The 22,362-nt window shown below is 73.8% G+C and carries 19 protein-coding genes and 1 tRNA gene; 8 read left to right on the top strand and 12 right to left on the bottom strand.

The window, feature by feature from the left end:
• Positions 1–37 precede the first annotated feature (37 nt).
• From ACIGXM_RS24875 to ACIGXM_RS24865, 3 genes are all read left to right on the top strand, one after another.
• A complete protein-coding gene (locus tag ACIGXM_RS24875; RefSeq protein ID WP_396564411.1) occupies positions 38–2,005 on the top strand; it encodes an ABC transporter ATP-binding protein in 1,968 nt (655 codons plus the stop codon).
• A gap of 506 nt (positions 2,006–2,511) precedes the next feature.
• On the top strand, positions 2,512–3,162 hold the full coding sequence (locus ACIGXM_RS24870) for a helix-turn-helix domain-containing protein (protein WP_396564409.1): 651 nt from the start codon (positions 2,512–2,514) through the stop codon (positions 3,160–3,162).
• A gap of 109 nt (positions 3,163–3,271) precedes the next feature.
• A complete protein-coding gene (locus ACIGXM_RS24865; protein ID WP_396564407.1) occupies positions 3,272–4,471 on the top strand; it encodes a tyrosine-type recombinase/integrase in 1,200 nt (399 codons plus the stop codon).
• A 115-nt stretch (positions 4,472–4,586) separates the two neighbouring features.
• On the opposite strand, the gene ACIGXM_RS24860 is transcribed toward ACIGXM_RS24865, so the two are convergent.
• The 8 genes from ACIGXM_RS24860 to ACIGXM_RS24825 all read right to left on the bottom strand — a co-directional run bounded on the left by ACIGXM_RS24860 (position 4,587) and on the right by ACIGXM_RS24825 (position 11,290).
• Positions 4,587–4,660 (bottom strand) — tRNA-Pro (locus tag ACIGXM_RS24860).
• Between the two features lie 111 nt (positions 4,661–4,771).
• Positions 4,772–6,097: an MFS transporter gene (locus tag ACIGXM_RS24855; protein WP_396564405.1), complete on the bottom strand. Its 1,326-nt coding sequence runs from the start codon at positions 6,095–6,097 to the stop codon at positions 4,772–4,774.
• 74 nt (positions 6,098–6,171) lie between these two features.
• Positions 6,172–6,993, bottom strand: coding sequence for a DUF1684 domain-containing protein (locus ACIGXM_RS24850; protein ID WP_396564403.1), 822 nt, complete (start codon positions 6,991–6,993; stop codon positions 6,172–6,174).
• A gap of 81 nt (positions 6,994–7,074) precedes the next feature.
• A complete protein-coding gene (locus ACIGXM_RS24845; protein WP_396564401.1) occupies positions 7,075–7,938 on the bottom strand; it encodes an acyl-CoA thioesterase in 864 nt (287 codons plus the stop codon).
• Between the two features lie 213 nt (positions 7,939–8,151).
• The gene (locus ACIGXM_RS24840; RefSeq protein WP_396564399.1) at positions 8,152–8,913 is read right to left on the bottom strand and encodes an alpha-ketoglutarate-dependent dioxygenase AlkB family protein; all 762 of its coding nucleotides are present in this window, start codon (positions 8,911–8,913) and stop codon (positions 8,152–8,154) included.
• Positions 8,903–9,862 carry a ribokinase gene (locus tag ACIGXM_RS24835; RefSeq protein WP_396564397.1) on the bottom strand — a complete coding sequence of 320 codons (960 nt, stop codon included), beginning with the start codon at positions 9,860–9,862 and terminating at the stop codon, positions 8,903–8,905. Before ACIGXM_RS24835 ends, ACIGXM_RS24840 begins: the two co-directional genes overlap by 11 nt.
• A 135-nt stretch (positions 9,863–9,997) precedes the next feature.
• The gene (locus ACIGXM_RS24830; protein WP_396564395.1) at positions 9,998–10,363 is read right to left on the bottom strand and encodes a transglycosylase family protein; all 366 of its coding nucleotides are present in this window, start codon (positions 10,361–10,363) and stop codon (positions 9,998–10,000) included.
• Positions 10,364–10,561: 198 nt separating this feature from the next.
• Positions 10,562–11,290: a transglycosylase family protein gene (locus tag ACIGXM_RS24825; protein ID WP_396564393.1), complete on the bottom strand. Its 729-nt coding sequence runs from the start codon at positions 11,288–11,290 to the stop codon at positions 10,562–10,564.
• A 559-nt stretch (positions 11,291–11,849) separates the two neighbouring features.
• Here ACIGXM_RS24825 and ACIGXM_RS24820 point away from each other — a divergent pair.
• Both ACIGXM_RS24820 and ACIGXM_RS24815 read left to right on the top strand, forming a co-directional pair.
• On the top strand, positions 11,850–12,710 hold the full coding sequence (locus ACIGXM_RS24820; RefSeq protein ID WP_396564391.1) for a hypothetical protein: 861 nt from the start codon (positions 11,850–11,852) through the stop codon (positions 12,708–12,710).
• Between the two features lie 155 nt (positions 12,711–12,865).
• Positions 12,866–13,606 (top strand): hypothetical protein, encoded by a 741-nt coding sequence (locus ACIGXM_RS24815; RefSeq protein WP_396564389.1) that lies wholly within the window; start codon positions 12,866–12,868, stop codon positions 13,604–13,606.
• Between the two features lie 89 nt (positions 13,607–13,695).
• Here the strand turns inward: ACIGXM_RS24815 and der are convergent, their stop codons facing one another.
• The 3 genes from der to ACIGXM_RS24800 all read right to left on the bottom strand — a co-directional run bounded on the left by der (position 13,696) and on the right by ACIGXM_RS24800 (position 17,123).
• Complete coding sequence (gene der, locus ACIGXM_RS24810) at positions 13,696–15,144, bottom strand: ribosome biogenesis GTPase Der (protein ID WP_396564387.1); 1,449 nt, start codon at positions 15,142–15,144, stop codon at positions 13,696–13,698.
• 90 nt (positions 15,145–15,234) lie between these two features.
• On the bottom strand, positions 15,235–15,954 hold the full coding sequence (cmk, locus tag ACIGXM_RS24805) for a (d)CMP kinase (protein ID WP_396564385.1): 720 nt from the start codon (positions 15,952–15,954) through the stop codon (positions 15,235–15,237).
• Positions 15,955–16,037: 83 nt separating this feature from the next.
• Positions 16,038–17,123 carry a prephenate dehydrogenase gene (locus ACIGXM_RS24800; protein ID WP_396564383.1) on the bottom strand — a complete coding sequence of 362 codons (1,086 nt, stop codon included), beginning with the start codon at positions 17,121–17,123 and terminating at the stop codon, positions 16,038–16,040.
• A 193-nt stretch (positions 17,124–17,316) separates the two neighbouring features.
• Between ACIGXM_RS24800 and ACIGXM_RS24795 the strand changes: the two genes are divergently transcribed.
• From ACIGXM_RS24795 to ACIGXM_RS24785, 3 genes are read left to right on the top strand one after another with little or no spacing between them, the layout of a single operon-like run.
• Positions 17,317–19,332, top strand: coding sequence for a DUF4139 domain-containing protein (locus ACIGXM_RS24795; RefSeq protein ID WP_396564381.1), 2,016 nt, complete (start codon positions 17,317–17,319; stop codon positions 19,330–19,332).
• A 3-nt stretch (positions 19,333–19,335) separates the two neighbouring features.
• Positions 19,336–20,913, top strand: coding sequence for a mucoidy inhibitor MuiA family protein (locus tag ACIGXM_RS24790; RefSeq protein WP_396564379.1), 1,578 nt, complete (start codon positions 19,336–19,338; stop codon positions 20,911–20,913).
• 25 nt (positions 20,914–20,938) lie between these two features.
• Positions 20,939–21,301, top strand: coding sequence for a DUF952 domain-containing protein (locus tag ACIGXM_RS24785; RefSeq protein ID WP_396564377.1), 363 nt, complete (start codon positions 20,939–20,941; stop codon positions 21,299–21,301).
• A gap of 19 nt (positions 21,302–21,320) precedes the next feature.
• Here ACIGXM_RS24785 and ACIGXM_RS24780 read toward each other — a convergent pair whose 3' ends face one another.
• Positions 21,321–22,301 (bottom strand): helix-turn-helix domain-containing protein, encoded by a 981-nt coding sequence (locus ACIGXM_RS24780; RefSeq protein WP_396564375.1) that lies wholly within the window; start codon positions 22,299–22,301, stop codon positions 21,321–21,323.
• Between the last annotated feature and the right edge of the window lie 61 nt (positions 22,302–22,362).

The raw sequence follows: 22,362 nt of genomic DNA, 5'->3' as shown, positions 1-22,362 counted from the left end.
GTCTCCCGGCACAGCCGCGCCGGACGGCGGCACACCGGTGGCGTCGGACAGCGAGCAGTTGCTGTTCGGCGGGCCGATGCGCTACTCGGCCGGTTGGGCCCGGCACGAACTCGCATCCGGGCGCGTGTCGTTCTTCTCGGTAGCACGCCAGATGCCCGCCCTGCTGCGCCTGGCCGGCCGCATGGCCTGGCAGGCGGACCGCGCGTCGATGGCGGCGTTGATCGGCGCGGAGCTGCTGCGCGGCGCGGCGGGGGCCGTGATGCTGCTGGCCACCTCCCAGGCGCTTCGCGCACTGCTGGCGCGCGGCGGGGTGGCCGCGGTCGTGCACGCCGCGGTGCCGGCCATCGTGGTGGCCGGTGCCGCGACCGCCGCATCCGCGCTCCTGTCGGCGGTTTCCGGGTGGGCGGCCGGGCGGCTGGAACCGGCGACCTTCCGCCGCGCGACCACCGACTTCCTCCAGGTGGTGGTCCGCTCCGAGCTGGAAGCGATCGAGGACCCGGAGTTCCTCGCGGCGGTGGACAGCGCCCGCTGGGGAGCCCTGTCCATCCAGCACCTCATCGGCCAGGCCACCGCGGTGCTGTCAGCCGGGTTCGGCCTGATCTCTGTCGCCGGCGTGCTGACGATCCTTCACCCGCTGCTACTTCCGATGCTGCTGCTGATCTGCGCCCCGCGCGGCTGGGGAGCTGTGCGCACCGCGCGGCGCCGCTACGCCTCCACCCAGGCATGGCTGCAGCACTCCCGGGCCAGCACGGCGCTGGCGGACATGCTGATCCACCCCTGGTCGGGGGCGGAACTACGCGTGCACGCCGCCGGGCCGTTCATCCTGCACCACTACGTCCAGATGTCGATCGCGGCCGAGAAGGAGCAAGCCCGGCTCGCCGGGGCGAAAGCCCGCACCGACCTCGTTGCCTCGGCCTTGGCCGGCTTGGCCAGCATCGGCGCGTTCGCGCTCCTGGGCTGGCTGGTGGTTGGCGGATCGATGCCGCTGGCGGTGGCAGGGACCGCGGTGATGGCGATCCGCACCGGATCGGCCAGCATCGGCGGCCTGGTCGCGCAGATCAACCAGCTCTACGAGGAGGCTCTCTTCGTGCGCGACCTCGCCGACCTGCGGCATGAGGGCGAGCGCCGCGCGATCCCCGTCGGCGGTACCCCGCTGCCCGAGCAGGTGAAGGAGATCCGGGTCGAGGACCTGACCTTCACCTACTCAGGCCGCGACAAGCCCGCACTCGACAAGGTCAGCCTGGTCCTGCCCCGAGGAGAGGTCGTCGCGCTGGTCGGCGCCAACGGCTCGGGCAAGAGCACGCTCGCCCACCTGCTGGCCGGGGTGTACCAGCCGCACGGCGGCCGGATCCTGTGGGACGGCATCGACGCCGCCGACTGCGACCGCGACCAACTGTTCACCTCCGTCTGCCTGCTCGCCCAGAGCTTCCAGCGCTACACGTTCACCGCGCTGGCCAACCTGCTACTCGGCCGGCCCGAAGTACCCGTCGGCCAGGACCAGCTGGACACCTCCGCCGACCACGCCGACCTGCGCCCGGTCATCGAGGAACTGCCCAGCGGCTGGAACACCCTGCTCGGCAAGGGTTTCGAACGCGGGGTCTCCCTGTCGGGCGGCCAGTGGCAGAAGGTCGCCGAAGCCCGCACCCACCTACGACTCACCACCCCCGGCCCCGCCGGGCGGATGCCGCAGCTGGTCATCGTGGACGAGCCGACCTCCGCCCTCGACCCGAAAGCCGAGATCGACGCGTTCGAACGGATCCGGGCCCTGACCGAGCTCGGCGTCACCGTCGTGCTGATCACCCACCGCCTCGCTGCAACCGCCCGCGCTGATCGGATCTACGTTCTGGAGCACGGCCGACTTATCGAGCAGGGCAGCCACACCGAGCTGATGGCCCAGCAGCCACCAACGCAGTACCGGGAGATGTACCTGCTCCAGGCCCAGCAATACAAGACCGACATCCCCCAGCAGGCGCGCGGCGCCCGCTGCAGCCCCACAGCCCCCTGAATCCGCCACGTAGAAAGGAATCCCCTGCCTCCGACGCGCCCCTCCTGCTCGCACCACCTGACCTCGCGATCGTCGACCGCTGGGGACGGAGTGTCTCCCCGAGGCGTTGGCCGTTCCGGCGCCTCCTATGCACAGAGGCCATGAGCAGCGGCCGGTTCCCCGCCATCTGGCCGGCCACTCAAATGCTGCCGTTCTATCTCCAAGAGCCGGAGTAGGTCGGCCGTAACCACCCGGTACGCGTTCCCCAGCCTCAGCACCTTGGCCGGGTACTGATCTCGCTTCGCCAGGCCATATCCCGTGCTACGGCCGATGGCCAACGCCCGGTTCGCCGTGTCCAGGTCTATGACAGCAGGCAGGGCGAGCAACTCCTCGCGTGTCAGCGCTCGCCCATCCTGAGTGAGATCAGATGTTGCCATGATGCCCTCCAGGGTCATATCGGTCACGCAGCGAGAGAAGTTGTACCACGGATGTTGCAGCAACACTTTTTATCGAGCTAACGTGCAGCCATGACAATCGATCGCTGGTCGAAGGACGTCGCCGCTCGGGTCGCAGAACGGATCCGCGCCACCCGCGACACTGCCGGCCTCACCGTGCCCGAACTCGCGCAGCGGTGCGCGGACCGCGGGCTGGCCATCCCCCGCACGACGATCACGAACCTGGAGACCGGTCGCCGGACTTCCGTAGATCTGGCCGAGTTCTTGGTCATCGCGGATGCCCTCGGCGTCCCGCCCATCAGCCTGCTATTCCCGATCGGCACCGCTGCCACCGTGGACGTGCTCCCGGGACGCGAGGTGTCGACGTGGGATGCCGTGGCCTGGTTCACCGGCGAGACGGCATCGACGGAGGTCGCTCCCGCAGGCAGCGAGCGCGAGCTATTGGACACTTTCCGCGCACACGATGAGTCTGTGGCGGCAGCCGCCACCTCCATGGCCCTCGCCAAGGACAGGCGACGCAAGGCGGGCACCACCCTGGACGCAATCCGCCGAGCCGACCTGCTCGCGAAGGCCGCCGGCTACGAGGAGCTGGCGTTCGACGATTGCCGGGACCTTAAAACCTTCCGCGACAGGATGCGTGCGCGGGGCCTGACGCCACCCGCGCTGCCCGCCGAGCTTGCCTTCGTAGACCAGCCCGAAGACCACTCCGAGATCGGCGAGTGAAGGGCTCACTCACGCAACCGGGTCCGCGCGATTTGGCCAATGCCAGCGAACGAGCACCGCCTCCCGGCATGCTCACCGCGCCAACCCGATTCGCAAGCAAGGAAGTTACGTGAAGGAACCCATACGCAAGATCACCCACAAGGATGGGAGCACCCGCTACCGCCTGGTCGTTGACATCGGCGTCACCGCCGAGGGCAAGCGCAAGCAGCTCACTCGGACCTTCAAGACCAAGAAGGAGGCGATGGCCGAGCTTTCCCGCATACGTCACGAGCTCGGCACCGGCTCGTTCGTGGCCCCGAGCAAGATGACGCTGAACGGCCTGCTGGATATCTGGCTGAAGAGCGCGACGCGCGACGTCGAAGAAGGGACCGCATCCAACTACGAGAGCGCGATGGTGCCAGTTCGCACCCATAGCGGCGACAAGGAACTCCAGAGCCTCACTGAGGAGGACATCGAGGCATTGGTCGATTGGATGCTGACCAGTGGTCGGCGCCGCGGCGGGCAGCCCGGAACCGGACTCGGCGTCAGGAGCGTACGACTCGCCCTGGGACGCCTGCGCGCCGCCCTTAACCTCGCCGTCCGGCGCGGGCTGATGGTGCGCAACGTCGCCCAACACGTGACCATCTCCCGCGAGGCGAAGAAGAAGGCGGAGGCGGCCAAGCCGAAAAGCGTCCCGTGGGACGAGACCGAGGTCAAGGCCTTCCTGGAGGCGATCAAGGGTCACCGCCTCTACGCGGCCATGATGCTGGCACTCATCGCGGAGCGTCCCGCCGAGGTGTGTGGCGCACGCTGGGACGAGGACGTCGACCTCGACGGAGCCAGCACTATCGCCGTCCAGAACACCCGCACCATCGTCTACGACCGCACACTTGAGAAAGGAGTCCGGAACAAGGTCGTCGAGAAGGACACCAAGACCGAGGCCGGAAAGCGAACCCTTCCGCTGCCGACCCCCGCACACAAAGCGCTCAAGGCATTCAAGGCGATCCAGGCAGCGGAGAAGCTCGCCGCCGGTTCGGCCTATAACAACAGCGGATACGTTCTCGTGGATGAGTTGGGGAACCCGCTCAAGACGGACAAGCTCCGGCGCGAGGCGTACAAACTCATGGAGGCCGCCGGCGTCCGAAAGGTCCGCCTCTACGACGCCCGCCACGCCACGCTCTCGTGGATGGCCAACAACGGCGTCCCCGACACGGTGGTGTCCGCCTGGGCCGGTCACTCGGACCTCAGCTTCACCAAGCGGGTCTACGTGCACCCCGATCCGCAGAGCCTCAAGGCGGGTTCGGAGAAGCTCGGCGAGCTGCTCGGCTGACCATGATCATCACCGATGTGAGAAGTTGTGAGAGGCAGGCCCTAAAAACGATCAAGGGCCCTGCTTCACTCTCGTGAAACAAGGCCCTGACCTGCGACAATGGAGAGAACTCCAGTCGGGACGACAGGATTTGAACCTGCGACCCCTTGACCCCCAGTCAAGTGCGCTACCAAGCTGCGCCACGTCCCGTGGTCTCGACTCCGGGAGCTGGCCCGGATTCTCAACCTCGTCGCCGGTGTCCCGGTGACGTGGAAAACAATACAGCACGACGGGGGGTGCTCGCTGCCAGCCTTGGGCAGGTCACGGGGTGGGGTGGCGGGCGTCGTAGCGGAGGAAGGCGGGCCGGCGGGCGGCGAGCAGGAGGACGGCGGCGACGCAGGCCAGGCCGCCGGAGATCACCGAGACCATGGGAGTGGTGAGGGAGGCGACGGTACCGGACTCGAAGTCGCCGAGGCGGGGGCCGCCGGCCACCACGACGATGAAGATGCCCTGGAGCCGGCCGCGCATCTCGTCGGGGGCCGCGACCTGCATCATCGTGTTGCGGAAGATCATGCTGACGGTGTCCGAGCAGCCGGCGACCGCGAGCAGGGCGAGGCCGAGCCAGAGGTGGCCGCTGGTGAGGCCGAAGCCGGCGATGGAGAGGCCCCAGGCGATGACGGCGGCCAGGACGGCGGCGCCGTGCCGGTGGACCCGGGATATCCAGCCGGAGAAGAGGGCGCCGATCAGCGCGCCCACCGCGGGGGCGGCGACCAGCAGGCCGACCGTGCGGGCGTCGCCGTGGTAGAAGCCGGCGGCGAGGGCCGGGAAGAGGGACCGGGGCAGGCCGAAGATCATCGCGGCGAGGTCGGCGAGGAAGCTGGTGCGCAGGTTGGGCTGCTCGCGCAGGAAGCGCAGGCCGTCCAGGACGGAGGCCCGGCCCTTGCGGCCGGCGGAGCCGTCCGGGCGCATCGCCGGCAGGCGCCACATGGCGTAGATGGTGGCCGCGAAGGCGACGGTGTCGACCAGGTAGGCGGCCTGGGCGCCGTAGGCGCCGATCAGGATGCCGCCGAGCATCGGGCCGACGGTCAGGCCGAGGTTCATGCTGATGGTGTTCAGCGCGTTGGCGGCAGGCAGCTGGTGGCTGGGGACCAGGCGGGGGATCATCGACGACCGGGCCGGCGAGCCGATCGCGAAGAAACCGCCCTGCAGGGCGACCGCGGCGTAGAGCACGGCGACCTGGCCGTTGCCGAGCAGTGCCTGGGTGGTCAGTACGGCGGAGACCACGGCCAGGCCGGCCGAACCGATCAGGCCGAGCTTGCGGCGGTCCACGGTGTCCGCGATCGCGCCCCCGTAGAGGCCGAAGACGATCAGCGGGACGAGCGAGCACAGGCCGACCGCTCCGGTGGCGAAGCTGGAGTGGGTCAGCGCGTAGACCTGGATGGAGACCGCCACGGCGGTCATCTGCTGGCCGATCGAGGAGACGGACTGGCCGAACCAGATCCGGCGGTAGTCGGCGTTCTCGCGGAGCGGGGTGAGGTCCGCGAGGAAGCGGGAGGCGGGGGTGGGAGAGGGGGAGGTGGGGGTGACGGGGACGGGAGGCGCGGGAGGGGAGGCGGCCGCGCCAGAGGTGGGATGATTGGTTGACACAACGGACTATGGTGGCCCCCGCGCTCGCGCGTGTCAGCAGCGGGCCCGGAAATGTGGCCGTCGACTCCGCCCGGTCAGCGGTGCAGGACCGCCTTCTCCCCCGCCCGCACCGCGATCGACAGCCGGTTGCCCGGCGGTGGGAACGGGCAGATGAAGTGCTCGGAGAAGGCGCACGGTGGCAGGTAGGCCCGATTGAAGTCGAGGACCGTCCGGCCCTCGGCGTCGGGTGCGGGCAGCGTGATGAAGCGGAACCGGTAGGTGTCCGTGCCGCTGGTCGCGTCGCTGATCACACCGGTGAGCTGGTCCCCGGACCGGCTCACGGTGAGCGTGTGGGGCTCCCCGGCGAGCCGGAAGGCGATCTGGCCGGTCACCGCCAGGCCGCGGTCCCGGCCGTCGGCGCTCGGCACGGTCACCGTGCGGTCGCCGTTCTCGAACGGGGTGAAGACCGCCGGCACGGACCACTCCGGTGCGTAGGGGTAGACCGTGATGCCGGCGAAGCCGGTGCGCCGATCGGCGGCCGGGTCGAAGACCCGCAGGGCCGGCTCGCCCTCGCGTTCGATCGGGACCAGCAACAGGTCGCGCCAGCGCAACCGGTCCGCCTCGGGCTGGGTGTCGGGGTGCAGCAGCAGCTCCCCGTCGATCGGCGGCTCCTCGACCGCCGGCACCACTCCGCCCGCGGCCGCACCGTTGCCTCCCACCGGTCGCAGACCGTCGGCGGCCCGGGCGGTGACCCGGATCCCCGCCGCGTCACCCGACCAGCGGCCGGGGAGGCCGGGCAGCTCGGTCGGCTCCGGGCCGAGCCAGTGCGTGGCGGTGAGCGCGAGCACGCCGTGCGCCGTGCTGACGGCCGCCGTGCGGGCGTCGGTCCAGCGCTTCCATTCGTCGGCGTCGGTCATGGCCGGTCCTCCTGATGATGCGTCGTGCTTCTCGTCACCGCTCTCGGCCGGGGCGCGCGGCGCGCCGGCGGCCGGTGGCCGTCACTGCTCGCGCAACGGCCGGAACAACCCCTCCTGGACCACCGAGACCAGCAGCTGCCCGGCTCGGTCGAATATCTGACCGCGGGCCAGGCCGCGGGCGGCGTGCGCGATCGGCGCCTCCTGCTGGTAGAGCATCCAGTCGTCGGCCCGGAACGGGCGGTGGAACCACATCGCGTGGTCCAGCGAGGCCATGTCGAAGTTGCGCTGGCCCCAGAGCGGCTCGACCGGGGCCCGGACGGAGTCCAGCAGGGTCATGTCGCTGGCGTAGGTGAGCGCGCACACGTGGATCAGCGGGTCGTCCGGCAGTGCGCCGTTGGTGCGCAGCCAGACGCCGCTGCGCGCCTCGACGCCGGCCAGCTCCTCCTGGCTCCAGCGCAGCCGCTCGACGTACCGGATGTCGAACGGCTGGCGGCGGCTGATGAACGGCGGCAGCTCGCCGAGCCGGCTGCCCACCTCGTCCAGCGCGCTGGGCAGCTCCTCCGGTTTCGGGACGGGCGGCATCGACACCTGGTGCTCGATGCCGCCGGGTTCGGGGACGTGGAAGTCGGCGGTGAGGGCGAAGATGCTGCGGCCCTGCTGGATGCCGAGCACCCGGCGGGTGGTGAAGGAGCGGCCGTCACGGATCCGGTCCACCTGGTAGACGATCGGGACGCCGGGGACGCCCGGGCGCAGGAAGTACGCGTGCAGCGAGTGCACCGGCCGGCCGTCCTCGACCGTGCGCCCCGCCGCGACCAGCGCCTGACCGGCGACCTGACCACCGAAGGTGCGCTGCAGGGACTCCTCCGGGCTGCGGCCCCGGAAGATGTTGAGCTCGATCTGCTCCAGATCCAGCAGCTCGACCAGGTGGTCGACGGGTGTTCCCATGGTGTGTTCGTCCTCTCCGAGCGGGCACCCCGGACCCCCGGGCGGCCTACCGCTTCGTCTAGCCAGAAGTCCGCCGGCGACCGGGGAATTCCCGCTGGTCCAAGAGCCGCACGAACGGGTGAACGATGCTCGCTCGGAGTGACGGAAGGGGGCGCGCGGCGACGGTCGGGAGGAGGGAGCGGGAGCCCGGGCGGAGCGGGCCGAGGTGGGGGGTCAGGTGAGCCCGGACTGGCGGACCGTGACGTTCAGCCGGCCGGTCAGCCCGAGGGCCGGATCACCGCTGCCCGCCAGGGTGCGGACCACCCCGTGGTAGGCGTGGCGCGCCGGGCCGCCGAAGACCAGCAGGTCGCCGCCGCGCAGCTCCAGGTCGGTCCAGGGCCGGTTCCGGCTCTCGGTGCCGGCGAGCCGGAAGAGGCAGCTGTCGCCGAGCGAGAGCGAGACCACGGGCGCGTCGACGCGCTCCTCGCGGTCCTGGTGCAGGCCCATGTGCGAGCCGTGCGGGTAGTGGTTGACCAGTGCGACGTCCGGGGCGTAGTCGACCGCGCCGGCGATCCTCCCCCGGGCCACCGGGTACGCCTCCGCGACCGCCCGCCGCGCCAGGGCGCCGAGCTCCGCGGGGAACGGCTTCACCGGCGCGCCGTCGCCGTCCAGCGCGGTGCGGGTGTAGGCGTACGGGAACCAGTGGTCGGGGCAGCCGGCCGCCGCCTTGCGCGCGACGCCGCAGGTCGGGCAGCGGGCCACCACACCCCAGTGCAGCCCCAGGCAGACCTGCCGCACCGACATCCGCGCGCCGCCGGGCAACCGGACCGTACGCAGGCCGGCCGGCGGGCGGGCCCACTCCCGGCAGGTGGCGACCAGCCGGCGCTGCTCCCCCGGGGTCAACCAGTCCGGCAGGTGGACCACACCGGGCAACGGCTCGGCCCGCTCTCGGGGGAAGAGCTCGGGGACGGGCGTGCCGAGGGGCTCACGGGGCACCGGCGTCGGCTCCTTCGCAGGCGTGGTCCGGCGCGGTGGCGCGGTCCAGGGCGGCCCGGGTCGGCATGCCGGTCCGGGCGCCGGTGTGCCCGACGCTCAGCGCCGCGGCCCGGACCGCGAACCGGGCGGCCTCGGTCAGCGTCCGCCGCTCGGCCAGCGCCACCGCCAACGCGCCGCAGAAGGTGTCACCCGCGCCGGTGGTGTCCACCGCGCGCACCACGGGGGCGGGCAGCACGGTGACCGCCCCCTCCTCCCGCACCAGCACGCCGTCCCCGCCCAGGGTGACCACCACCCGGGCGCAGGGCAGGCCGGCGGTCAGCCGGGCGACCGCGGCGGGGTCGGCGACCGCGGCGTCCGGCACGCCGCGGAGCCGGGCCAGTTCACTGCGGTTCGGGACCAGGACGTCCACCAGGGGCCAGAGCTCGGGCGGCAGCCCGGAGGCCGGGGCGGGCGCCGGGGCGGGGTTGAGGACGAAGGTCCCGCGCGCGTGGCGGGCCGCCTCCAGCACGGCGGCCGGCGGGATCTCCAGCTGGGCCAGCACGACGGTGGCGGCGCCGAGCAACGGACCGGCGGCGGCCACCGCGGCCGGGGTCAGCTGCGCGTTGGCGCCGGGTGAGACGACGATGCTGTTCTCGGCCCGGCGGTCGACCAGGACGACGGCGTGGCCGGGCGGGCCGTCGAGCGCGGCGAGCCGCGAGACGTCCACGCCCTCGGCGGCCAGCTCGGTGCGCAGCCAGTCGCTGTCGGGGTCCCTGCCGACGGCCCCGACCAGCGCGACCCCGGCGCCGAGGCGGGCGGCGGCGACGGCCTGGTTGGCGCCCTTGCCGCCGCCGAGGCGGGTGACCGGGCCGCCCAGCACCGTTTCACCGGGGGCTGGCAGGGCCGGCACCTCGATCACCTGGTCGAGGTTGACGCTGCCCACCACCACGATGTCCACGGTCTCCGGCATGCCCTCATTCTCGCCCGGCGCCGGGTGGAGGTGCCCGGCTGGGGGCCGGGACGGCGAGGTGGCGGCACGGGGCGGGAGGGGTGCGTGGGCGGGAGGGGTGCGTGGGCGGCAGGCGGGTCGGGGAGAGCGGGCGGGTCAGGAGAGCAGGCCCAGGGCGCGGGCGCAGCCCGGCCAGGCCCGCCAGCCCTGACGGCGCAGGATCTCCTGCGCGACGTCGATCTGCTGACGGCGGCTCGCCCGGTCGGGCCGCCTGGCGTAGCGCAGGCCACCCGCCGACGCCCAGGTGGACGGCCCGATCTGCAGTCCGCCGTAGAAGCCGTTGCCGGTGTCGGCGGCCCAGTCGCCGTCGCTCTCGCAGTCGGCGACCTGGTCCCAGACGGCGTCGGGGACCCGCCGCGCGGCCGTCCCGGCCCGGGCCGGCGCCGGTACGGCCGCTGTGACGATCATCACGCCGCACGTCAACAGGGCGGCTCGCGCCCCGATCACACGATGGCTCAGCACGATCCGACTCTGACCAGCACACTCGCCGGCCCGCGACCCGGGTCGGCCGGTCGCTGCGCCGTCCGGGTGGGCCGGCCCGGCCGTCAACCCGACTCGCCGTCAAACCCGCCCGACACCCGGACGACCGCCGCCCCGGACGGGACGACGGTCGTGCGCGGTGTGCTGGCGGCGGCCGGCCACCCCCGAGGCGTCGGAACGTCAGACCGACAGCACCTGGCCGGGCAGGATCAGGTTGGCGTCGCCGCCGATGACCTTGGCGTTGTTCTGGTAGAGGGTCTGCCAGTCGGTGCCGTGCGCGGCGGCGATCGCGCTCAGGGTGTCGCCGCTCCGCACGGTGTAGTTGCCGCCGGTGGTGGCGGACTTGGCGCCCTGGGTGCTCTTGCCGCTCGGCTTCGGGGCGACCGGAGCGGTGCTCGGCTTGGCCTTCGGGGCGCTCGGCTGAGCGGCCTTCGGCTGGGCCGGCTTCGGCTTCGGAGCGGCCGGCGCCGGGACCGAGGACGAGGACGACGACGAGGTGTCGACCGCGGCGGCGGCGCCACCGGCGGTCAGGCCGGCCTTGACCGAGCAGACCGGCCAGGCGCCCGGGCCCTGCGAGGCCAGGACCTTCTCGGCAACGGCGATCTGCTGCGCCTCGCTGGCCTGGTTGGCCTGCGGGGCGTACTGGGTGCCGCCGTACGCGGCCCAGGTGGAGGAGGTGAACTGCAGGCCCCCGTAGAACCCGTTGCCGGTGTTGATGCTCCAGTTGCCACCGCTCTCGCACTGGGCGACCTTGTCCCAGGTGGAGACCGAAGCGGCGGAGGCCGAAGTGGCCGCGACGAGGCCCGCCACCGGAAGGACGGCGACGGCGCCGCCCAGCACGGCCATCCGCACGCGGTTGCGCTTGGCGGAGGCGGTGGTGGCAGCGGTGGTCTCGTTACGGAAAGTCATGAGTTCCCTCTCGACAACCCCGGGCGGGCATGCGGAACCAGAGCCGGGAAGGGCCCCATGCTTCGCTCGCCTCGTCCTGCGGGCGGCCTCGTACGTGTCCGACGTACCGTGCCGCCCCGGCCACTCCGCCACGCACCACCGACTCTGATCGTTCGTCGGCGATGGGCACTGCCGTGCTTCGGCGGGTGAACCCGGGTGGTGCTCGTTGCACCGGGGAAGAAGCTAGGACGCGGTCGACCGCGGAATCAACCGAATCTCGGTCAGCCCAGGTCAGCCAGGGGTTACCTGCGGTAACAAGGGGCTGAACGGCGGCCGATTGTCCGTTTTGTGAGGATTTACCAACCCTAAACCTTCACTTTGCGTGACCTCGACCACATGTTCACCCCTGTGACCCTTCGCACAGTATCGACAAACTGTGATCAGATCCTCACTCTGCGCTGCCCAATCCCCGGCAAATCACGTCACCCTCCGCACCTGCCCGTGACCCCAGCCACAACGGCCCGTTGGTAATGGCGGCCGGGTAGCGCCCCGTCACCCCGTAACAACCCGAGGAGTCTTCGTGCCGCGCATGCTCGATGTCAGCGACGAGGTCCGAGCCGAGATCGGCGACGACGAGGCCGACCGCCTACTCGGCGGAGCCCATGCCCCCGATACCTATGACTGCACGTCATGTCGCACACCGGGGGACTCCCAGCAGGAGCCGACCAGCACCGTGCTCTTCGTCGGCGAGGAGACCGCGGTACTCGCCTTCGCGCACGCCCGGTGCATTCCCTCACAGGTGGTCCAGGTGTCGGAGGAGCAGCTGCTCGGCGCGGTCGCCAGCATCAGCCAGACCCAGGGCAACGGCTTCCCCGCCCAGCAGAACGCCGGCGGCCCGGCGCAGGCCTACCCGCACTCGCCCGTCCAGCCCGCCGCGCCGGCCGAGCCCGCGCGGAGCACCGCGGGCGAGCCCGCGGTGCTCGGGATCACCTGCGGCCTGGTGCTGTGCGAGGGCGCCGGGCGCGCCGCCCTGGTCGTCGAGCCCACCGGGCCGGTCGGCCGGCCGGGCCGGAACACCGGCGAGGACGAGTTCCTGGACCTGCTGCGTGAGCACAACTTCAGCGACGTGCACGACGTGGACAAGCCGCCGGCCGGCGCGCTGCCGGGCTGGTCGGTGCTGATGGTGATGGGTCAGCTGCACGCCGTGCTGCAACCGTCCGCGAGCGGCGGCAGCACCGCGTGGTGGCAGGCCCACCAGCCGCTTCAGGTCACCGAGGCCTGGCGACTGGCCGTGCAGCAGCAGCACGAGGTGATCATGTACGCGGCGCCCGCCGGGGCGATCGGCCGCCAGCCGCGGGAGGACCTGCTGCGCAGCGCGCTGGACCGGGCCGCGGCCCGTGGCCTGCTGGTCGCGGCCACGCTGCCGCTGGCGGGAACCTGACGGCACGCCACCCGAGCACGCCGCCGCCCGCGTCCCACCTGTCGGGGTGGGACGCGGGCGGCGGCGTGCGGCCCGGCCCGCGCTCCCGTCCGCCCCGCCGACACCCGCATCCCCGACCGGTCTCGCTCGTTGGCCCTTGTGTGTACAGCTACGACGTGACCTCAGCCCTCCGCCACACCACCGCCGCCCGAGGGATCCCGGCGATGAGGCCGTCGTACGACGGAGAGCATCCCGTCGCCCCGACGCCCACCCCCATCTACGACGAGCTCTACTCCGAGTACCGCCGCCTGTTCCGCGCCCTGCCCGGCGACCGGGCCGGCGAGGAGGACCTGCGCTTCACCGGCTTCGCCGTCCGCGAGCGCCGCTACGGCGACGACTACCGCGACCCGTACGCCACCCGGGTGCCCTACAGCCACGAGCAGCTCAGCTCGTTCGGCCGGCACCAGCCGTTCCCCGGCTACCCGGGCCTGCCGGCCGGTCAGACCCAGTTCGTCCCGGCCCAGCAACAGGTCGCCCAGCACCAGAGCCAGCAGCAGGCGGCCCCGCAGCCGCACCCCCAGGCGGTCCACCCGACCGACCAGCCCGCCGGCCAGCAGCCCGGCGGGGCGTTCCAGCAGCCGGCGGCCTACCCGCCCGGTCCGTACGCCGCCGGCGCCGGCCGGCCGGCGCCCGGCTACTCCCGGCCCCAGCAGGGCCACCCGCAGCAGGGCTATCCCCAGGGCGCCGTCGGCGGCCAGGGCTGGGTGGCCACCGGCTACCTGGCACCGGCCACCGTGCCGGCCCCCGCCGTGCCGCAGCCGGTCACCGTGCCCGCCCCGGCCGGTCCCGCGGCCGGCCGGCACCGCAACGCGATGATGCTCTCGCTCCCCCCGGGCCGCGGCGCCGGCCTCGGTTGAGCCGGAAGGAGCGACCGAGCGGGGAAAGGGCGACGGCCCGGCGTCCGACGATCACGTCGCACACCGGGCCGTCCCGTCCCGCCGGGGGACTACTTCTTGCGGCGCTTCTCGCGCACCCGCACCGAGATCGAGATCGGCGTCCCCACGAAGCCGAACTCCTCGCGCAGCCGGCGCTCGACGAACCGCCGGTACCCCGCCTCCAGGAAGCCCGAGGCGAACAGCACGAACCGCGGCGGCCGGGTCCCGGCCTGGGTCCCGAACAGGATCCGCGGCTGCTTGCCGCCCCGGATCGGGTGCGGGTGGGCGGCCACCAGCTCGCCGAGGAAGGCGTTCAGCTTGGCGGTCGGGATCCGGGTCTCCCAGCCCGCCAGCGCCGCCTCGATGGCCGGCACCAGCTTCTCCATGTGCCGACCGGTCAGCGCGGAGACGTTGACCCGCGGCGCCCAGCGCACCTGGACGAGATCCTGCTCGATCTCGCGCTCCAGGTAGTAGCGGCGCTCCTCGTCCATCTGGTCCCACTTGTTGTAGGCGATGACGACGGCGCGCCCGGCCTCGACGGCCATCGAGATGATCCGGGTGTCCTGCTCGGCCAGCGTCTCGCTGGCGTCGATCAGGACCACCGCGACCTCGGCCTTCTCCAGCGCGGAGGAGGTGCGCAGCGAGGCGTAGAAGTCGGCGCCGGCGGTCAGGTGGACCCGCCGACGGATGCCGGCGGTGTCGACGAACTTCCAGGTCTTGCCGCCGAGTTCGATCAGCTCGTCGACCGGGTCACGGGTGGTCCCGGCCAGCTCGTTGACGACCACCCGCTCCTCGCCGGCCACCTGGTTGAGCAGGCTGGACTTGCCGACGTTCGGACGGCCGATCAGCGCGACCCGGCGCGGGCCGCCGAGCGCGGTGCCGAAGGTCTGCGGCGGTGCCTCGGGCAGCGCGGCCATCACGGCGTCCAGCAGGTCGCCGGAGCCGCGGCCGTGCAGCGCGGAGACGGGGTACGGCTCGCCGAGGCCGAGCGACCACAGGTAGGCGGCCTCCGCCTCGGTGGACGGGCCGTCCACCTTGTTGGCGCAGAGCACGGTCGGCTTGCCGGCCCGGCGGATCACCTTGATCAGTGCCTCGTCGGTGTCGGTGGCGCCGACCTTGGCGTCGACCACGAAGAGCACCGCGTCGGCGGTCTCGATGCCGAGCTCGGCCTGCGCGGCGACCATCGCGTCGATGCCGAGGACGTCGACCTCCCAACCGCCGGTGTCGACCACCTTGAAGCGACGGCCGTTCCAGGTGGCCTCGTAGGTCACCCGGTCGCGGGTGACACCGGGCTTGTCCTCGACGACCGCCTCGCGGCGGCCGATGATCCGGTTGACCAGGGTCGACTTGCCGACGTTCGGCCGGCCGACCACGGCCAGCACCGGCAGCGGGACGTGCCCGCCGCCGGCCAGCTCACCGTCCACGTCCTCGGGGTCGAAGCCCTCCTCGGCGGCCAGCGCCATGAACTCCGCGTACTCGGCGTCGTCCAGCTCGCCGTGCTGGGCGTGCTCGTTGCTCATCTTCGTCTGTCCCATTTCCCGGCGCCCGCGAACGCGCGCGCCGTGCGTACCTGCCCGGACCGTGGTCGGGGCAGCGCGAAAAAAGAAAACCTAGGCGGCGGCCGCGTCCCGGCCGGTCCGCTGTGCCACCAACTCCACGATGGTGTCGATCACCTGCGGGAGCGTCAGGTCGCTGGTGTCCACCCGGACCGCGTCGGCGGCCTGGACCAGCGGCGCGGTGGCCCGGGAGGAGTCGGCGGCGTCCCGGCGGACCAGGTCGGCCGCCATGGCCGCGATGGTGGCCTCGTCCACGCCCTTGCCGCGCAGCTCGGCCGCCCGCCGGTCGGCCCGGGCCTGCTCCGAGGCGGTGAGGAAGATCTTCGCGGTGGCCTCCGGGAAGACCACGGTGCCCATGTCCCGGCCCTCGGCCACGATCCCGCGCCGCGCCACCTCGGCGCAGCCGCGCTGCAGCTCGACCAGCCGGGCGCGGACCTGCGGCACCGCGGAGACCGCGCTCACCTTGGCGGTCACCTCGGGGCCGCGGATCGGGCCGGAGACGTCCTGGCCGTCCACCGTGATGGTCGGACCGTCGGCGTCCGTGCCGGAGAGGATCACCGGCTTGCCGCAGGCGATGGCGACCGCGTCGGGGTCGTCCACGTCCACCTCGTTGGCCAGCATCCACCAGGTCATCGCCCGGTACATGGCGCCGGTGTCCAGGAAGCTCAGGCCCAGCCGGGCGGCCACCGCACGGGAGACGGTCGACTTGCCGGAGCCGGAGGGTCCGTCGATGGCGACGACGACCGGGGCGTGCGCTCGGTCGGCAGTGTCCACGGTGGAACCTCTCTTCTCGACACCGGGAGTCACCTCAAGGTTAGACGACCGGCGGACCCCCTCCTCGCGCTCGGCGGCCGGGCTCAGTCGCGGACGTCCCAGCCGTGGGCGCGCAGGGTCGCCTCCAGCTGCCGGGCGGCCGCCGGCGCGACCGAGAGCTGCACCAGGCCGACCCGCTGACCAGCCGCGTGGTCGATCGCGACGTCCTCGATGTTCACCCCGGCCCGGGCGACCTCGCCGAAGAGCCGGCCCAGCTCGCCCGGCTGGTCGCCGATCGCCACGGTGACCGTCTCGTAGCGGGTCGGCGGGGCACCGTGCTTGCCGGGGATCCGGGCCTGGCCCTGGTTGCCGCGCCGCATCACGGCCTCGATGCCGGCCACGCCCGCCTGCCGCCCGGCCTCGTCGCCGGCCGCCAGCGAGCGCAGCGCGCTGACCGCGGCGCCGAGGTCGGTGGCGACCTCGTCCAGCACGTCGGCGACCACGGCCGCGTTGGCGGAGAGGATGTCCAGCCACATCCGCGGGTCGGAGGCGGCGATCCGGGTCACGTCGCGCACGCCCTGGCCGGAGAGCCGCACCGCGGTCTCGTCGGCGTGCTCCAGCCGGGCGGCGACCAGCGAGGAGAGCAGTTGCGGGGCGTGCGAGACCAGGGCCACCGCACGGTCGTGCGCCGCGGCGTCCATCACCACCGGCATCGCGCCGCAGAGCGCGACCAGTTCGAGCGCGGCGTTCAGCGTCTCGGTGTCGGTGTCGGGGGTCGGGGTGAGCACCCAGGGGCGGCCCTCGAAGAGGTCGGCCCGGGCCGCCAACGGACCGGACTGCTCGCGGCCGGCCATCGGGTGGCCGCCGATGTAGTGCACGGTGTCGCAGCCGAGCCCGGTCACCTCGCCGCGCGGGCCGGCCTTCACGCTGGCCACGTCGGTGTAGTGGCGGGCCAGGCCGCGCCGCTGGCAGTCCGCGAGCACCTTGCCGACCAGGGCCGGCGGGACCGCGACGATCGCCAGGTCGACCGGTTCGACCGGCGGCTCGGTGGTGCCGGCGCCGAGCGAGGCCGCGGTGCGGGCGGCGTCCGGGTCGGCGTCCTCCAGATGGACGGTCAGCCCGCGACCGGTCAGCGCGAGGGCGGCGGAGGTGCCGATCAGTCCGGTGCCGACGACGGCGACAGTGCGCATGGCGGGGGTGCTCTCCTGCGGTCCTGGGGCGGGCGGTGCTGCTGGGCACCCATCCTCCCGCACCGCCGGGTCCGCTGCTTCCCCGCCCTCCGACTTCCCGGATCGCCGCCGAAATCAGCGGACAGCGCCCGGGCCACCCGGCAGACTGGCCTTCGAACAGCGGTGCATCCGGCCGGCCGGAAGGACTGATCACATGACAGCGACCGGGACGCCCCCGGACTGGCCCTCCAGGCTCGACGCGGTGGTGGTGCACGCCGCCGGCGCGGTCTGCCGCCGGCTGGCCCGCGGCACGCTGCCCCCCGCCGGCGGGTCGGCGGTCCGGCTCACCGGCCTGCCCCGCACGCTGGACGGCGACTCGCTGCGCGCGACCGTGCTGGAGGGCCCGCCCGGGCTGCGGGTCGCCGAGGTCCGACGGGCCGCCGAGGCCCGACTGCGGCCCCGGCCCGAGCTGCCCGAACTGCGCCGCCTGCTCGCCGCCGCCGAGCGCCACGAGGCCGCCCTGCGGCTGAGCCGGGAGCGGCTGGCCGGCCGGATCACCGAGACCGCCGGGCTGCGTCCGGTCGCCCCGCCCCGGCACCGCGCCGAGCCGCACCGCCGCACCCCGGCCGACGCCTGGCTCGCCCTGGCCGGCTTCCTGGACGACCGGCTGACCGCCCTGCACACCCGGGCCGCCGAGCTGGACGAGCGGCTGGCGGCGGCCACCCACGAGCGCGAGCTGCTCGCCGACCGGCTGGCCCGCGGATCCGACGCCGCCCCCGCCACGCCCGTGGAGACCTCGGCGGTCGCCCTGGTCACCCTGGCCGGCGCCGACACCGGCACCGACGCCCCGGTGCTGCTGGAGCTGGAGTACCGGGTCCCCGGCGCGCTCTGGGTTCCCGGCTACCAGCTGGACCACCGGCCGGGCGAGGCCGGTTCGACCCTGCTGCTGCGCGCCGCGGTGGCCCAGCGCACCGGCGAGGACTGGACCGGCGTCCGGCTCAGCCTCTCCACCGCCGACCTGCACCGCCCGACCGAACCGCCGAAGCTGCGCTCGATCCGGATCGGCCGCCGGCAGAGCGCCCCGCCGCCGTCCGGCTGGCGCGAACCACCCGCCGGGCTCGACGGGCTGTTCGCGGGCTACGACGCCGCGGGCCGGCCCACGGCGCCGGTCTCGGCGGCACTTCCGGTGGCCGCCGGGCCGGCGACGCCGACCCCCAGGCGCCGTACCGCCCCCGGGCCGGCCCAGCCGGTGGCGTACGGCGTGGCGGCGGCGCCGCCCGCCCCCGGCGGCCGGACCCCGCACGTCATGCGCGCGATGGCCGCCAACGCCCCGAGCGGCCCGCCACCCGCACCCACCGGACCGTCCACGCCGCCCGAACCGCCCGAGCCCGCTGCCGACCTGCTCGACTACGCGGCCCTGACGCTGGCCGGCCCCGCCGAGCCGCCCGCCCGCCGCGGCCGGCTGCACCCCGCCGGTGCCCTCCCGGCCGACGACACCGCCACCACCCGTCAGGCCGGGCAGCTGCCCGACCGCCTGCCGCTGCCCGCCCACGCGGTCCGCCCGCGCCACTCCGCGGGCTCCTTCGACCAGCGCCACGACACCGCGGACCGGGTCGACCTGCCCTCCGACGGTCAGTGGCACACCGTCCCGGTCGGCGAACTGCCGGTCTCGCACCGCACCGAGTACGTCTGCGCGCCCTCCGTCGACCCGGCGGTCTTCGCCACCCTCCGGCTCACCAACGAATCCGAACTGGCCCTGCTGGCCGGGCCGTTGGAGGTGACCGAGGACGGCGTCCCGCTGCTGGGCACCGCGCTGCCCACGCTCGCCCCGGGGGCCACCCGCCGGGTCGGCCTGGGGGTCGCCGAGAGCGTCCGGGCGACCCGCCGCACCGGGACCCGGGAGTCCACCGCCGGGCTGCGCGGCAGCACCACCGTGCTGGAGCAGCACGTGCACGTCGAGCTGGCCAACCGGCTCGGCCACCCCGTCACGGTGGAGGTCCGGGAGCGGGTGCCGCTGGCCGCCGACAAGGAGATCCGGATCGAGGAGCTCCCCGGCTCGCCCGCCTGGACGACACCGGACGAGGCGACCCGGGCGGCGGAGGGCCTCCCCGCCGGCACCCGGCTCTGGCGGGTCGAGCTGCCCGCGGGCGGCCGGGCCACGCTGGACGGCGGCCACGAGATCCGGATCCCGGCCGGCCGGGCCCTGACCGGCGGCAACCGGAGGAACTGAGCGATGACCAGCACCGACTCCCGCATCGACGCCCCGCTCCCGGTGACCGCCGTGGTCTGCCAGGAGGACCGGGCACAGGTCGAACGCACCACCACCGTCCGGCTCACCGGCGGCCCGCAGCGGCTGCGGCTCGGCCCGATCAGCGCGCTCGCCGTGGACACCTCGCTGCGCGCCCGGTTCACCGGCCCGACCGGCGCCGCGGTGCTGGCCGCCCGGATCACCCGCAGCTGGACCCCGCGCACCCCCGGCCCGCCCAGCGCCGAGGACTCCGCGCTGCGCCACCGCCTGCACGAGCTGGAGCAGCGCCTGCGCGCCGGCGAGCAGCGGCGCGACCGGCTCACCACCCGGCTGGACCTGCTCGACCGGCTCACCGCCGACCTGCTGCGCGAGATCGCCGAGGGCACCGGCCACGGCGAGGCCGAACCGGCCCGCTGGTCCCGCGAGCTGGACCGGGCCGAGGCCGAACAGGACGCCCACGCCGAGCGGCTGCACGCGTTGGGCGCCGACCTCGCCGAGCTGGCCGAGGAGCACGCGGCCGGCTCGGCGGCGCTGGCGGAGGCCGAGGCCGAGCCGCCGGAGCTGACCGCCGTCCTGGAGCTGACCGTCCGGTCCGCCGCGCCCGGCCCGGCCACCCTCACCGTCGTCCACCTGACCCCCTGCGCGCTCTGGCGCCCCGCCTACCGGGCCCGCTTCGCCGACGGCGCGCTGTGCCTGGAGTCGGACGCGGTGGTCTGGCAGCGCACCGGCGAGGACTGGACGGACGCCCGGCTCACCCTCTCCACCGCCCGCTCGGCGCTGGCCGCCGAACCGCCGGCGCTGCGCGAGGACGTGCTGACCCTGCGCGAGCTGAGCGCCGAGGAGCGCCGCACGGTCGACGTCGAGCTGCGCGAGGAGGAGATCGCCACCCTGGGCCCGGAAGCGGCGGCCCCCGCCACCGAGCTGCCCGGGGTGGACGACGGCGGCGAGGTCCGGGTGTTCGACGCGCCGCGGCGGGTCTCCGTGCCCGGTGACGGGCGCGCGCACCGGGTGCCGCTGGGCACCGTCACCGTCCCCGCCACGGCCGAACTGGCCGCCGTCCCGGAGTTCTCCCCGCTGGTGACCGAGCTGGTCCGGTTCACCGCCCCGGCCGACCGCCCGCTGCTGGCCGGCCCGGTCGAGCTGGTCCGCGGCAGCGGCTACACCGGGCGCGGCGAGCTGCGGTTCACCGCCGCGGGTGCCCCGGCCGAGCTGGCCTTCGGTGGCTCCGACGACTACCGGGTGCACCGCGAGACCGAGGAGGTCCGCGGCACCGGCGGCCTGCCCGGACCGGGCCGGCGCAGCGTGCTCACCCGCACGGTGCGGGTGCACGTCTCACGGCTCTCCCCGGGTGGGGAGCGCACGGTGACCGTGCGGGAGCGGATCCCGGTCTCGGAGGTGTCGGCGGTCGAGGTGCGGCTGCGCCGGGAGGAGTGCGTGCCGGCCCCGGCCGGACCGGACGCGGACGGCGTGGTCCGCTGGGAGCTGGCCCTGCCGCCGAGCGGCCGCCGGACCGTCACCCTGGTGTACGAGGTCACCGCCTCGGCGAAGGTCACCGGGCTCTGAGAGCGCGGTCGGGTACAACAGACACATGATCCTGCACCTCGCTCCCCTGGACGACTGGCTCCGTGACCCGGGCCGCCCGTACAGCGCCACCTCGCTGCTGACGGACGGTTTCCTGCACTGCTCGCCGGACGAGCCGACGGCCTTGGCGGTGGCCAACCACTTCTTCGCCAACGCGCCGGATCCGCTGATGGCCCTGCTGATCGAGGAGGAGCTGGTCGAGCCGATGGTCCGCTGGGAGCCGGCCACCGGCGGGCCACCTCCCGGCGCCACGCCCGACGTGCTCTTCCCGCACGTCTACGGCCGGCTCAACCGCAGTGCGGTGGTCGGTCTGCTCAAGCTGGAGCGCGGCCCGGACGGCCGTTGGGCCGGTTTCCAGCCCTGGAGCTGAGCACCGCCGGGAGCGCGGCTCAGAGCCAGCCGCGCTCGCGGGCCGCCATGCCGGCCTGGAACCGGGTGGTGGCGCCGAGCTCGCGCATCAGCGCCTGCAGCCGGCGCTGGGTGGTCCGGGCGCTCCAGCCCAGCGAGCGGGCGATCGACTCGTCGGTCAGCCCGGCCGCCAGCAGGCCGAGCAGCTTGCGGTGGTCGGCGTCCGGCTCCAGCAGGCCCGGCTCGTCGCCGATCGCGGCCTTCAGCGGGACGGCCCGCTCCCACTCGGCCTCGAACAGCCCGTCCAGTGCCTGCAGCAAGGCCGACGGGTGGATCACATAGGCCGCGTCCAGCACGCTGTCGCCGACGCTGATCGGGATGATCGCCATCCGGTCGTCGGAGAGGATCAGCTTCATCGGGAGGCTGGTCCGGACCCGGGCCTCCTCGCCGTCCTCGGCACCGACCAGGATCTCCTCCTCCAGCCGCCCCGGCCAGGCGACCGCCTCCTTGTCGTAGACGGTCCGGTAGCGGACGCCCTCCTTGAGCCGCCGGCGCTGCCGGCTCAGGTTGCTGGCCGGGTCCTGGACGTACGGCGGGCAGTCGAAGCCGCGCACCTGCTGCTGCGTGGTGTCCTGCAGGTGCGCGATCCGCTGGGCGATCGCCTCGCCGCCGGTCAGCACCTCGACGGAGTGGGCCGGATCGGTGAACCGGGAGGCCTCCCGGAAGGTGTCCATCAGCCGGTGCATCTCGGCGCGGGCGCTGCGCAGCTCGGCCTCGCGGTGGCCGATCAGCGTGCCGATCGCGACGTCCGGCGCGACCGGGAGGTAGCGCTCGCGGTCCACCGGGGCGCGGGTGGCCATGCCCTGCTGGGCCAGCCGGTTCAGCGACTTGCCGCTCTGTTGGAGGGTCAGGCCGCAGCGCTCGGCGAGTTCCGCCGCGGTGGACTGCGGGGCAGCCACCAGGGCGGCGTAGATCTGGCCGTCGGACTCGGAGAGACCGAGCGCGCTGAAAGCGTCAAGCATGACGCCCCCTCCCCGGGGTGGCGATTTCCCGCCAGATGACGGGCGATGGTTGCGTGGCCAT

The organism is Kitasatospora sp. NPDC052896 (assembly GCF_044547075.1).
Lineage (GTDB): Bacteria > Actinomycetota > Actinomycetes > Streptomycetales > Streptomycetaceae > Kitasatospora.
Note: the sequence above shows the minus strand (reverse complement) of the source record. Positions and strands in the feature narration are given on the sequence as shown.